Source organism: Haloarcula rubra (genome assembly GCF_019599465.1).
In the GTDB taxonomy this organism is placed as follows: Archaea; Halobacteriota; Halobacteria; order Halobacteriales; family Haloarculaceae; genus Haloarcula; species Haloarcula rubra.
The window spans coordinates 105469-118462 of the sequence record NZ_RKLR01000005.1 but is presented as its reverse complement, the minus strand read 5'-3'; the positions used below and the strand labels follow the sequence as shown (position 1 = coordinate 118462).

Here is a 12994-nt window from a genome sequence, read left to right as displayed (position 1 = left end):
GCGGCCGCAGTCCCGGCGTCGTCAGTCGTCCGTCTCGCCCTCGCCCAGTGACGGGCCGCCGGTGAAGACGAACTGGTGTTCGGCTTCGGTCTCGAACCGGTCGAGCACGTCGTACAGCGGATTGACGTAGCGGACGAGTTCGTCGGCCCGGCTACTGACCTCGTTGAGTTCGGCGGCCTGTTCCTCGGCGGCGCCGGCGACGTTCTCGGCCTCGGACATCGTGTGGTCGGTGGCGTCGGCCACGTCGTTGAGCGTCCCGGCGACGTCGCCGAGGCTGTCGCGGGCGCGTTCGACGTCACCCTCGTCGAGTGCGGCGACGGCCGCATCGACCGTCTCGGTGGCGTCTTGCAGGCGCTCGCGCTGGACGTGGGCGTCGTCGGATATCTTCTGGATGGACTCGGCCACCTGTTCGGCGGCGTCCTTGACGCTGGCGGCGCTGGCCCCGACGACTTCCCCGGATTCCTCGACCTGTCCGGCGAAGCTCTTGAGCTGTCCCGTCGTCTTCTCCAGTTCGGTAATCATCTCGTTGAAGTCGGTGGCGATGGCGTCCATCGCGTCGTGCTGGCCGTCGGTCCCCATACGCTGTGTCAGGTCGCCGGCGGCGGCCCGTTCCATCACCTCGGAGTAGGTGGCGGCCGTCTGCTGGAGGTAGGCGTTCGTCTCGACGACCTCCTCGTGGGCGACTTCCGCGCGTTTGCGTTCGCGTTCGACCTCGGCCATGCGTTCCTGTAAGGCGTCACGCATCGCCCCGAACCCGTCGTACAGTCGGCCGACGGTGTCGACTCGGCCGGACTGTATCTCCACGTCGAGTTCGCCGTCCTGCATCCGTTCGGTCTTGCGAGTCAGGCGGTTGAGTGCGCTGGCCGTGTTGCGACCGAGGACGGCGCCGATGGCACCGATAGCGGCGATACCCAGCACCGTCGCCAGGAGGCCGCGGTCGGCGACGCTTCGGACGGTGCCGTAGGCCGTCTGGACGTCGGTGTGGACGAGCACGACCCAATCAGTGTCCAGCACCTGCGCGTAGCCGACGACGTACTCTTTCCCGGCCATGCTCGCGGACCCGTCGAGCGCCGCTGCTGCGGGGCCGGCCCGGAGCGCACCGGGGTCGGCGGGGCCGCTCTCGCGGGCTGCGGTCGGCGCGCCGTTGTCCTCGCCGTAGGGCTGGAGGAACAGGTCGGTGTTCGACTGGTGGAACAGCACGTCGTTCGAGCCGTCGACCACCAGCGTGGTGCTGCTCCCGGTGCCCGAGAGCGTCCCGGTGCGCATCTGCAACGGGACGGTGTAGACCACGTAGTCGCCGGCCCCGTTGTCTGCGGGCGTGACGTAGGCGATACGCGGCTGTGGCGATTCGAGCGTCGGCGTGTCGGTGTAGGGCTCGGTGACCACCGTCTCTGCTCCCGAGTCGAAGGCCGCTCTGACCGTCTCGTTCAGGACGTCGGCGGACTCGCCGCGGTAGTTCGACTTCGTCGAGGCGGCGACCACGCCGGCGTCGGCGTCGACGTAGTGGAGATTCGGCTGGTCGTCGGCGTCGAAGTCGCGCTCGCGCATCTCCCGGTCGAACCGCGACTGTATCTCGGAGACGTTCCCGGCCCGAACCGGCTGTGAGCGAGCCATCGTCTCGACGAACAGCGAGTTCTGCGTGTTCCAGTTCGAGAGGCTGTCGGCCTCCTGCTTGGCCGTCGTCGCGTGCTCGTCCAGCACCTGCTGTTCGAACTCGGCGGTCATCTGCTGGGTCCCGATGGCCCCGACGCTGCCGACGAGGACGCCGATACACAGCAGCGCGATGAAAAACTTGAGCGCGAAACTGCGGCGGACGAACGCCGGCGTCACGGACCGCACGACGCCTATCAACCCGCCGTCACTCATCTGTCTCCCCCGCCGAAGCGATACCCGGCTCGACCGGTCGAACCCCGGTCTCGGTCCCCACGCGGCCCCACCGCGTCGGTGCTATCCCCCCGCTTACTGCGCCATCCGTTGGCATGCGATTATGTGTGAAATACTATTTCATAATTGTTTTGCTCCTTTCGGCTGGTGAGCGTAGTCCTGTGCCTGTCGGTCTCTACGGTAGAAAACGGTGTCAGGGTCCTCACTGCGTCCGGCGTTCGTCGCTCGTCTACTTCGAGGCTCCGCCGGGTGCCTCGCTATTGCTCCGCGGTTCGCTCCGCTCACCGCGTCGCCTGAACGTGGTTCCTCCTTGCAGTCGGAACCACGCTACTCTCTCGCGGCCTCGACGGCCTCGACGAACTCGGCGGCGCTCTCACGGACCTGATCCATGTCGTCGTTCTCGATGGCCTCGTAGTCCACCAGCGCGGACCCGGCACCGACGGCCACGGCACCCGCGTCGAAGTACTCCGCGACGTTGTCCGTGGAGACGCCGCCGGTCGGCATGATGGGGACGTCGCCCAGCGGTCCCTGTAGCGCGCCGATGTGGCCCGGGCCGACGGTGGAGGCGGGGAACATCTTCAGGATGTCCGCGCCGGCCTCCATCGCGTCGGCGGCCTCGCTGGGCGTCATGACGCCGGGGACGCAGACGACACCCTCGCGGTTGCAGACGTCGACGACGTCCTCGTTGAGGTTCGGCGCGAGGACGAACTCCGCGCCGGCCTCGATGACGTTGCGCGCGGCGGCGGCGTCCATCACGGTCCCGGCGCCGATGACGGCGTCCGTGCTCTCGAGTTCCTTGTCGACGGCCGCTATCATGTCCGAACACCGCTTGGCGTCGGCGGTGAGTTCGAGCGCCGTGACCCCGCCCTCGTGGACGGCTTTCGCCACGTCGACCATCTTCTCCTCGGGGATGCCACGGAGGACGGCCGTGACCCCGCTGTCTACGAGTTGTTGCTGGACTGCCTGTTTGTTCGTCATGAGAGAGCGTGTGCGGGCAGGGGGCAAAAACGTAGGTGAAAGGCCTCAGCCGTCGGGGTCGTACGGCAGCGCGATGTCCGTCTTCGGCGCACCGACGCCCAGCACTTTCGTCGGGCCGTCGGCGTCCGCGGGATTGAACGCGCGGTGGGGACTCTCGGGTTCGGCGACGAACACCTCGTCGGCGGGGACGACGAACTCCCCCTCGGGTGTCTCGACGTGGAGCGTCCCGGAGACGACGTAGAACAGTTCCTCGCGCTGCTTGTGGTAGTGGTACGTCCGGGGCAACTGCTCGCCGGGCGCCATCTCGTAGGTGCCGGCGTGGAGCGTGTGGAGTTCGGCGGCGTCCGAGATGCCTCGCCGGTCACAGGGGTAGTCCTCGGTCGCCGGGAGGTCGTCGGGATCGAGGTGGTGGTAGCCCATAGCCGACGTGGCGGCCCCGGCGGGCAAAAGGATGTGGTCAGCCGAACAGCCAGACCAGCACCGACAGCGTCCCGAGGGAGGCGAGCGTCGTCGTGAAGACGTTCAGCGACGCGAACGCTTCGTCGCCGCCGAGTTCGCTCGTGTAGACGTACGTCGAGACGGCCGTCGGGACGCCGAGCATCACGACGGCCGCGGCCAGCGCCGTCGACTCTAGCCCCAGCGCCGAGAACACCGCCCACGCGAGGACGGGCATCCAGACCACTTTCATCGCGACGACGCCGACGCTCTCGTCCAGCGACGACAGCGAGAGGTCGGTGTCGAGCGTGCCGCCGACGCAGACGAGCGCTAGCGGGAGTGCGAGCGTCGAGACGGCCTCCAGTCCCGCGAGGGCCGTTGCCGGGACGCCGACGCCGGCCAGCGAGGCGAGGATGCCGGCGGCGAGGGCGACCAGCACCGGGTTGGTCAGCAGTTCTCGGAGCTCCCCCGCGAGCGAGGCCTCGCTGTCGTTGAACCGGACGAGCAGGAAGACGGTGATGGGGACGTGGGTCAGCGCCCCGACGCCGAGGACGACGCTGGCGACGGCGGCGGCCTCGCCACCGAGCGTCGCGGCCACCAGCGGGAGGCCGAGAAAGCCCATGTTCCCGTGGTAGGACTGCACCATGGCGACGCTCCGCCGGGCGTCGCTGTCGTGGTCGCGGTGGACGACCCAGCCGACGGCCAGCGTCAGCGCGAGCACGAGCCAGAACCCGCCCAGCAGGGCCGGCGAGACGAGTTCGCCCAGCGGTCGGTCGTACGTCGAGGCGAACACGAGCGCCGGGAGGGCGACGTAGAACGCGACCCCGGTCAGCAGGCCCGTCCGCTCCTCGTTCAGGACGCCGACGCGACGCAAGCCGACGCCGGCCGCGAGGAAGGCGAGCATGTACGCTAGCTGTCCGAGGACGGCCATACCGGTTCCAGCCGGTTGGTCCTCTTGTCCCTTTCGTCCCCGCCGTGGCCCCGACTCCCGGTGACAACAAGCCTTTACCCGTGCGGTCGCGTACCTCGGGCCAACAATGGTACTCGACGATCTGGGGAGTTCCCTGCGGGGGACTCTCGACGACCTCCGGGGCAAATCTCGCATCTCCGAGGAGGACATCGAGGACGTCGTCAAAGAGATACAGCGGTCGCTGTTGCAGGCCGACGTCGACGTCTCGCTGGTGCAGGAACTCTCACAGAACATCAAGTCGCGCGCACTCGACGAGGAACCGCCCGCGGGCACCACGCCGCGTGACTGGGTGCTCCGCATCGTCTACGAGGAACTGGTCGACCTCGTGGGGGAGTCGACGGACATCCCGCTGGAGGAGCAGACCATCATGCTCGCCGGCCTCTACGGGTCGGGGAAGACCACGACGGCGGCGAAGATGGCGTGGTGGTTCTCGACGAAGGGGCTTCGACCGGCTATCATCCAGACCGACACCGACCGCCCCGGCGCGTACGACCAGGCCAAAGAGATGGCCGACCGGGCCGAGGTGGAGTTCTACGGCGACCCCGACGAGGACGACCCGGTGAAGATAGCCCGCGAGGGCCTCGGCGCGACCCAGGACGCCGACGTCCGCATCGTCGACACGGCCGGTCGTGACGGCCTGAACGAGGAACTCATCGAGCAGATAGAGCGCATCGAGGCCGAGGTGAACCCGGACCGGAACCTCCTCGTGCTGGACGCGGCGATGGGCCAGAGCGCGAAGAGTCAGGCCGCGGACTTCCAGGAGGCCATCGGTATCGACGGCGTCGTCATCACGAAACTCGACGGGACGGCGAAAGGTGGGGGCGCACTCGCGGCCGTCGACGAGACGGACTCGACCATCGCCTTCCTCGGGTCCGGTGAGACGGTCAAGGACATCGAGCGCTTCGAGCCCTCGGGCTTCATCTCCCGACTGCTCGGGATGGGCGACCTGAAGCAACTGACCGAACGCGTCGAGCGGGCGATGGAGGAGACGGGCGAGGACGAGGAAGACTGGGACCCCGAGGACATGCTGGAGGGCCAGTTCACCCTCAAGGACATGCGCAAGCAGATGGAGACGATGAACAACATGGGGCCGCTCGACCAGGTGATGGACATGATTCCGGGCCTCGGTGGGGGACTGATGGACCAGTTGCCCGACAACGCCATGGACGTCACCCAGGAACGGATGCGTGACTTCGAGGTCATCATGGAGTCGATGACCGAGGAGGAACTGGAGAACCCCCGCGTCGTCGGCCAGTCCCGCACCGAGCGCATCGCTCGCGGGTCCGGCAAGCCCGAGGAGCGCATCCGTGAACTGCTCCAGCAACACAAGCAGATGGAGCAGATGCTCAAGCAGTTCCAGGGGATGGGCGACGGCGACATGGAGCGGATGATGAAACAGATGCAACAGGGCGGTGGCGGCGGTGGCGGCATGGGCGGTATGGGCGGCGGCGGTCCCGGTCCGTTCTGAGACTGGCCCGTCGACCCGACGCTGGCAGGGCGCAGGCTGGGTCGTTCGGCCGATTCTGACCAGTAAAGTAAGGTGATGGGCGCGCAAACTATCACGTATGTACGAGATAGTTGCCGGCATCGACACGAGCGAGGCACGCGCACGGGCCCAGGCCAGAGAGATTACCGGGATGCCGATGGACCACGACGAGGTCCACGTGACGCTCCTGCACGACTTTCAGGACAATCCGGAGGGGGCGTCGGTCGAACAGGTGTCCTCGGTGCGCCGCGCGAAGAACATCCTAGAGGAGGCCGGCGTCACCGTCTCGCTCTCCGAATCCAGCGGTGACCCGGCGGCGGCCATCCTCGAGATAGCGGACGAACGGGACGCCGACCTCATCGTCGTCGCCGGGCGCAAACGGACGCCGACCGGGAAGGTGCTGTTCGGCAGCGTCACACAGAGCGTCATCCTCGGCACCAACCGACCGGTGCTCGTGTGTAGCGGCGAAGAAGAGGACTGAACCGGCCCAGTGCGTCGCCGCCGGCCGCGTCAGCGACCGTACACTTCGTCGGCGCGCGCCGCCAGTGCGTCGGGGTCGGTCCGGCCGGTGACGATTTCTATCGGTTCGCCGTCTTCGAAGAAGACGAATCCGGGCGCGGCGTTGACGCCGACCGACCGGCAGAACTCGGGACACTGCTCGCCGTCGACGCCGCCGACCGGGATACCGTCGAAGGTCGCCAGCACGTCGTCGAGTTCGTCTTTCATCGCCTCACAGGGGTCACAGAACATCTTCCAGACGGTGACGATGGCCCGGTCCCGGTCGACGAACTCGGCCCACGTGTCGTCGTCGAGGTGTTCGACGCCGTCGGGGACCGGCGTCGACGGGCCGGCCTCGGTGGCCAGCTGGGCCATCACGGTCAGTTCCGACTGGTCGTACCCCTCCAGCCGGGACCGCAGCGTGAGGAACGTCGCGAACTCCTCCCGGCTGACCTCTAGCTCCGCGACCCGCTCGGCGGCCGCCTCCGCGGAGGGGAGTCCGAACACGTCGGCGACGGACTCGTGGAACTCCGCGTCGGGCATCGTCAGGTAGGTGTCGTAGTACACCGACCGGTGGGACTCGAACTCGTCGGTCGTGCTGACGAGGTCGGTCTCGGGGTCGACGGTGACGACGTCCTCCTCGACGAGCGTCTCGAGCATCTCCTCGGGTGAGTGTTCGACCGCCATCTCAGACCCCCAGGTACCGGTCGCGAATCTCGTCGTTGGCCCGTAGCTCGTCGGCGGCGCCCTCGAAGACTACTTCCCCGCGGTCGAGCACGTAACACCGGTCGGCTATCTTCATCGCCGCGACGGCGTTCTGCTCGACCAGGAGGACGGTCGTTCCGTTCTCGCTGATTCGCTCGATGGCGTTCTCGACGGCTTCGATGATCTGTGGCGCCAGCCCCTCGTAGGGCTCGTCCAGCATCAGGAGGTCCGTGCTCTGGTGGAGCGCCCGGGCGATGGCGAGCATCTGTTGCTCGCCGCCCGACAGCGTGCCGGCCTTCTGCTCGCGGCGCTCGTCGAGACGGGGGAAGAACTCGTATATCTCGTCGGTCGACATGCCCTCGTCTTTGAACTCCAGTCCCCGGTTCCAGGTGTTGGACTTGTTCCGGACCGTCTCCGCGAGATGGAGGTTCTCGGCGACGGTGAGGTCGGTGAACACCCGCCGCTCTTCGGGCACCAGCGAGATGCCCCGGACGGCGATGTCTTCCGGGGGCTGGTTCGTGATGTCCGTCCCGTCGAACCGGATGGTGCCGTCCCGCACCTCGGGGGGCGTCGCCCCGGAGATACACCGGAGCGTCGACGTCTTGCCGGCGCCGTTACGGCCCAGCAGCGCCGTTATCTCCCCTTCGTCGACGGTCATCGAGACGTCCTGGATGATGTGGCTCTCGCCGTAGTAGCCGTCGATGCCGTCGACGTCCAGGAGCGTCATTCCTCGGCACCTCCTAGGTAGGCGTCCTGCACGGCGGGGTCGTCCTGGACCTCCGCCGGCGTGCCCTGCGCGATGACCTGCCCGCGGTTCAACACGACGATGCGATCGGAGATGTCGAAGACGATCTCCATGTCGTGCTCGACGAGCAGGAAGGTCAGGTCGAGTTCCTCCTTGACCTCCTTGATGAGTTCGACCGTCGACTCGGTCTCCTCGGGGGACATCCCCGCGGTCGGCTCGTCCATCAGGAGCATGTCCGGTTCGGCCGCCAGCGCGATGCCTATCTCCAGCCGGCGTTTGTTCCCGTAGTCTAAGTTCTTCGCGGTCGCGTTGCGCTGCTCGTAGAGGCCGACGGACTCGAGCACCTCGTCGGCCACCCGCGTCACCTCCGGGTACGCGTTGCGGTGCCGGAGGAAGTTGAACCGGAACGAGCCGTGTTCGGCCGCGAGCGCGGCGATGATGGCGTTCTCCTCGACGGAGAGGTCCGGGAAGATGGACGCCGTCTGGAAGGACTTGCTCATCCCCCGCTGGACCACCTCGTGAGGGTCCAGCCCGAGGATGGACTGCTCGTTGAACTGAATGTCGCCCTCGCTGGGTTCCAGCCGCCGGGTGACGAGGTTGATGAACGTCGACTTGCCCGCGCCGTTGGGGCCGATGAGGCTCACGCCCTCGCCCTTGTCGATGCTCATGTCGACTTCGTCGACGGCGGTGAGGCCGCCGAAGCGCTTGGTCAGTCCGTCCGTCTGCAGGACCGTCATCGGCGCTCACCTCCGATGTAGTCGCGGATGGCTGTGACGCCGCCCCAGATGCCGTCGGGGAACAGCACGACGACGACGACGAACACCAGCCCGAGGATGAGGTGCCAGAACGGGCCGACGACGTCCATCCCGCTGACGATGAACTCGATGTAGAGGTACACCGCGGCCCCGAACAGCGGCCCGAACAGCGAGCCGACGCCGCCCAGGACGGTCATGATGACGACTTCGCCGGAGGTGGTCCAGTACAGCGAACTCAGCGGGACGTAGTTGCCCTCGATGGCGAAGAGGCTCCCGGAGATGCCGGCGAACAGCGCGGAGATGATGAACGCCATCAGCTTGTACCGCCAGACGTCGAGTCCGACGAACTCCGCGCGGGACTCGTTCTCGCGGATGGCCTTGAACACGATGCCGTACGGGGAGTTCAGGATGCGGTTCGCCAGCGCGATGGTCAGCACGGTGACCGCGCCGACGAACAGGTAGAGGGTGTTGCCCGGCAGCATCGCCAGCGGGCCACCGAGCGACCCGTGGAGGTCGAGGACCCCGAACAGCGGGGCGATGCTGACGGAGGTGAAGCCGTTCTCCCCGTTGGTGAGGAACGCCAGCGGCGACGAAGAGAGGTAGAACGCCATCTGGCCGAACGTCAGCGTCAGGATGGCGAAGTAGATACCCCCTCGGCGCAGGGAGAGGAAGCCGATAATCCAGGCCAGCAGCACCGCGATGAGCGTCCCGAAGAGGATGACCAGCACCGGTTGGCCGCTGACGCTGGCACTGAAGATACCGGCCGCGTACGCGGCGCCCCCCCAGAAGAGGGCGTGCCCGAACGACAGCAGGCCGGTGTACCCCAGCAGGATGTCGAACCCGAGCGCGAAGATGCCCCAGACGAGCACGAGCGTCGCGAGCTGGGTGTAGCCGTTCAGCAGGTTGTTGAACACGAGTGGGAAGAGGAGCACGCCGACGACGGCGATGCCCACGACGGCGAGCTCGCTGTCCTGTATCGCCTCGAGTCGGCCGTCTAGACCGGCCTCCTCGGATATCTCGGCGGCCGCCGTCGCATCGCTCGGTTCGTCGCTCATTCGACGTCCACCTCCGAGCCGAGCAGTCCCTGGGGCCGGACCAGTAGGATGACGGCCGCGAGGACGTAGATGCCGACCCGGTTCCAGGCGGCGAAGCCGGTCTGGATGAGCAACACCTGTAACGTCCCCAGCAACAGTCCCGCGAGTACGGCGCCCTCTATCTTCCCGACGCCGCCGATGACGACGGTCAGGAACGCGGGCACCAACTGTTCGGTGCCGATGTTGGGGTTGACGTTCGCCAGCGGACCGCCGACGACGCCGGCGATACCCGCCAGCGCCGCGCCGATGCCGAAGACCACCAGGTAGGGCCGGTCGAGCCGGATACCCAGTAGCCGGACCATCTCACTGTCCATCGTCCCCGCGCGGACGATGAGGCCGAAGTCGGTGTACTCGACGAGCGCGTAGACGAACAGCACCAGCAGCGCCGTGATGACGATGACGCCGAGCCGCCACCGCGGGAAGTTCCCGATGATGGGCAGGGCGATGGGGCCCGAGGCCCAGGCGGGTTGGGGGAGCGACTGGCTGTCGCCGCCGATGAGCGCCCGCAGCGCTTCCTGGAAGATGACCGCCAGCCCGAACGTGACCAGTATCTGGTCCGTATCCGGCCTGTCGTAGAACGGTTTGGCCACGAACCGCTCCATCACGATGCCGACGACGAACGTGACGAGCGGAACGATGAGGAGTGCGGCGAGAAAGCCCAGTCCGAGGCCGAACGTCGTGATGCCCCACTCCGGGAGCATCCCGTTCGTCAACTGTACCTCGGTCGTGATGAACAACCCGAGGTACGCCCCCAGCAGGTACAACGCACCGTGGGCGAAGTTGACGAACTTCAGCGTCCCCAGGATGATAGAGAGCCCCACCGCGAGCAGGACGTAGATAGCCCCCTGCTGGAGTCCGTTGAGCAGGATCGTCAGTATCTGTGAGAGGAGACTCACCGTCGACGCCCTCCGAAGCTGTCTGTCGATTGTACGGTCTTACACATGCGTATCGGTATCGTATGGCATAACACGCTTCATGGAAATAAATACTGATGAATTTGCGACGGTGCGGCCCTACTCGTCTCCGTACTCGCCGAGCTCGCACTCCGCGGCTGGACCGGAGTCACAGCCGTAGCCGACGTCGCCGCGCGCGGTCAGCTCCACTATCTCGATGAAGTTTCCGCTGGACTGTTCGCTCTCGGGGAGGCCACGTGCCACCGGAATCGCCCGCTGTGCCTGGTGGTCGCAGGCACGCATCAGCTCCTCGCCCATCCCGATGTTGTTGTACTCGTAGCCCTCGAGCTGCCGGATGACCTCGGGCGGGTAGAACGTCCCGGCCCGCTCGACGGCCGCCGCGTACTGCAGCGTCTGGGCGTATGCGAGTTGGGCCGGCCCCGAGGGGACGCGGTCGTACTCGTCCTGGAACGCCTGCGTGAAGGTGTTCGAGGGCTCGTTGTCGATCTGTGAGTCCCACGCGATGGTGCCGAACACGCCCTCGATGGCGCCGCCGGCGGCCTGTGCCATCGGGCGGTTGTACAGCGGGACGACGATCTCCATGTCCTCGTCCAGCCCGGCGTCGACGGCTTGGGAGACGGAGTTCGCGCCGTCGAGCCCGTAGTGGTCGAGCAGGAGGACGTCGGCGTCGCTGTTTGCCGCCTCCGAGAGGTACGACGAGAAGTCGCTGGTCCCCAGTGGCGTCGGCACGCTGTCGATCTGCTCCCAGCCGATCTCGGTGAGGAACTGGTTCATCGACTCCTGGACGGTCTGTCCCCAGCTGTAGTCGGCGTACAGCTGGTAGAACTTGTTGTCCGAGCCGTACTCGCGCTCCAGGACGGGTGCTAGCGCCTGTCCGGTCATGTAGGCGTTGAACATCTCCCGGAACCCGTACCGGACACAGTCTTTCCCGGTAGTGTCGTTGGAGTGGGTCAGGCAGGCCATGAACATGACCTTCTCCTCCTGACAGAGGCCCTGGACGGCGATGGCGACGGCGCTCGAAGAGCCGCCGGAGATCATCACCGCGTCGTCCCGGTTGATCATCCGCTGTGCGGACTGGCGAGCCGTGTCGGCGTCGGTCGCTGTGTCACCCTCGACGGACTCGACTGTCTTGCCGAGGACGCCGTCGCCGCTGAGGTCCGGGAACGACTCCACCCAGCCACCCCCGTTGTTGAGGTGTTTCTTCGCGAGGTTGTACGCCCGGAGTTCGTCCTGGCCCTCCGAGGAGTACGGACCGGAGGTGGGGACGTTGAACCCGAACGTGACGGTGTCTCCCTCCACCGGGAAGTTCCCGAGGGCGGGATAGTCGCTGCCGCCGTCACCGCCGCCGCCGTCGCCACCGCCATCGCCATCGCCGCCGTCGCCACCGCCGCCCCCGTCACCGGAACACCCGGCCAGACCAGCGAGGCCAATCGTGCTCGCTGCACCTGCGGTTTTCAGTAGCCTTCGACGACTAACAGAACTGTCATCCTGTGACATACACTCACGGTACGCTTTAACCTTCATAATAGTTATGGAAGGTGAACCACACGTTTCACAGTAGTTGTTGGCTGATTAGGTACCTTAACACAACGTTGTATGATAACTTATGTTCCATCACCCCCATCGTTAGCGTATGTACGGGGACCCGCGCCCCGTGGGACTGGTCCTGCTCGTTCTGCTGTCGGCCGGGTGTGCCGGGTTCGGCGGCGACCTGACCGGCCGGTCCGCCGACACGGTGACGCCGGCCCCCGTCCCCGAAAACGCGACCGCGTATCCGCCCGGAATCGGGCCCGAGGGGGTTCTCAACCCCGGAGCGCTCGGCGAGGCACACGGAGATGCCCTCAACGGCACCGGGTACGTCCTGACGGCCAACCGGACGGCGCGCTATCCGAACGGGACGCTCTACTCACGGCACCGGGTCCGGGTCGAACTGGCGCCCAACCGGACCCACAGCGTGCGAATCTCGACGCAGGGTCCCGGTGCACCCGTCCTGCTGGGTCGGCCGCCGGCGAGTGCGACGTTCTGGTCCGACGGCGACCGGTTCCTCCGTCGGCTGGAACGGGACGACCGGACTATCTACAACGAGTACACGCCGCCGGACAGTTACGCGGGGACGTGGCGCTACTGGGTCCACGACGTCGCGCTCGACGGCCGGCCGGCCGACGACGTGACCGAGACTATCGGCGCGTTCCGGACACGGACGGTCGGAGCGACGCGAGACGGGACCGTCACCGTCGGCGGCACGGAACTACGGGACGACCGGGTCGGGGACGAACTCGTCACGGACACCGCGAACGCCTCGCTGGTGGCCCGCGTCGAACCCGACGGCCTCGTCCGCTTCTACCGTGTCACGTACCGGACGGACACGCCCGACGAGACGACGGTCCACGTGACCCGAACGGTGCGGGTCGAGGCCGTCGGGAACACCACGGTGGGTCGGCCAGCGTGGTACGACCGGGCGGTCGGTAGCGACGTGGGGCCGGCGGGGACCGACTCCGTCCGGTCGACCCCGACGGCGCCGCCCTGACAG

At 67.0% G+C, this 12994-nt stretch carries 13 protein-coding genes; 3 read left to right on the top strand and 10 right to left on the bottom strand.

Annotation, left to right across the window (positions count from 1 at the left end; genetic code table 11):
* Positions 1-21: 21 nt before the first annotated feature.
* From EGH21_RS13935 to EGH21_RS13920, 4 genes are all read right to left on the bottom strand, one after another.
* On the bottom strand, positions 22-1866 hold the full coding sequence (locus EGH21_RS13935) for a PDC sensor domain-containing protein (protein ID WP_220619095.1): 1845 nt from the start codon (positions 1864-1866) through the stop codon (positions 22-24).
* Positions 1867-2211: 345 nt separating this feature from the next.
* On the bottom strand, positions 2212-2862 hold the full coding sequence (locus EGH21_RS13930) for a bifunctional 4-hydroxy-2-oxoglutarate aldolase/2-dehydro-3-deoxy-phosphogluconate aldolase (RefSeq protein WP_220619094.1): 651 nt from the start codon (positions 2860-2862) through the stop codon (positions 2212-2214).
* 45 nt (positions 2863-2907) lie between these two features.
* The gene (locus EGH21_RS13925; protein ID WP_220619093.1) at positions 2908-3282 is read right to left on the bottom strand and encodes a cupin domain-containing protein; all 375 of its coding nucleotides are present in this window, start codon (positions 3280-3282) and stop codon (positions 2908-2910) included.
* A gap of 37 nt (positions 3283-3319) precedes the next feature.
* Positions 3320-4228, bottom strand: a complete 909-nt coding sequence (locus tag EGH21_RS13920) for an AEC family transporter (protein WP_220619092.1) — start codon at positions 4226-4228, stop codon at positions 3320-3322.
* A gap of 106 nt (positions 4229-4334) precedes the next feature.
* Here EGH21_RS13920 and EGH21_RS13915 point away from each other — a divergent pair, with 106 nt between their 5' ends.
* Positions 4335-5735, top strand: coding sequence for a signal recognition particle protein Srp54 (locus EGH21_RS13915; RefSeq protein ID WP_220619091.1), 1401 nt, complete (start codon positions 4335-4337; stop codon positions 5733-5735).
* 97 nt (positions 5736-5832) lie between these two features.
* Positions 5833-6234, top strand: a complete 402-nt coding sequence (locus EGH21_RS13910; protein ID WP_220619090.1) for a universal stress protein — start codon at positions 5833-5835, stop codon at positions 6232-6234.
* A 29-nt stretch (positions 6235-6263) separates the two neighbouring features.
* Here the strand turns inward: EGH21_RS13910 and EGH21_RS13905 are convergent, their stop codons facing one another.
* The 6 genes from EGH21_RS13905 to EGH21_RS13880 form a co-directional block, all read right to left on the bottom strand.
* Complete coding sequence (locus EGH21_RS13905) at positions 6264-6938, bottom strand: thioredoxin family protein (protein WP_220619089.1); 675 nt, start codon at positions 6936-6938, stop codon at positions 6264-6266.
* 1 nt (position 6939) lies between these two features.
* Positions 6940-7683, bottom strand: coding sequence for an ABC transporter ATP-binding protein (locus EGH21_RS13900; RefSeq protein ID WP_220619088.1), 744 nt, complete (start codon positions 7681-7683; stop codon positions 6940-6942).
* The gene (locus tag EGH21_RS13895) at positions 7680-8438 is read right to left on the bottom strand and encodes an ABC transporter ATP-binding protein (protein ID WP_220619087.1); all 759 of its coding nucleotides are present in this window, start codon (positions 8436-8438) and stop codon (positions 7680-7682) included. Before EGH21_RS13895 ends, EGH21_RS13900 begins: the two co-directional genes overlap by 4 nt.
* On the bottom strand, positions 8435-9511 hold the full coding sequence (locus EGH21_RS13890; RefSeq protein ID WP_220619086.1) for a branched-chain amino acid ABC transporter permease: 1077 nt from the start codon (positions 9509-9511) through the stop codon (positions 8435-8437). The genes EGH21_RS13895 and EGH21_RS13890 overlap by 4 nt, the downstream gene beginning before the upstream one ends.
* On the bottom strand, positions 9508-10446 hold the full coding sequence (locus EGH21_RS13885; RefSeq protein ID WP_220619085.1) for a branched-chain amino acid ABC transporter permease: 939 nt from the start codon (positions 10444-10446) through the stop codon (positions 9508-9510). The genes EGH21_RS13890 and EGH21_RS13885 overlap by 4 nt, the downstream gene beginning before the upstream one ends.
* 117 nt (positions 10447-10563) lie before the next feature.
* Entirely contained in the window at positions 10564-11961 is a 1398-nt protein-coding gene (locus EGH21_RS13880; RefSeq protein ID WP_220619084.1) for a substrate-binding protein, read from the bottom strand.
* A 136-nt stretch (positions 11962-12097) separates the two neighbouring features.
* Between EGH21_RS13880 and EGH21_RS13875 the strand changes: the two genes are divergently transcribed.
* Positions 12098-12991 (top strand): hypothetical protein, encoded by an 894-nt coding sequence (locus tag EGH21_RS13875; RefSeq protein ID WP_236035552.1) that lies wholly within the window; start codon positions 12098-12100, stop codon positions 12989-12991.
* The last annotated feature ends 3 nt before the right edge of the window (positions 12992-12994 follow it).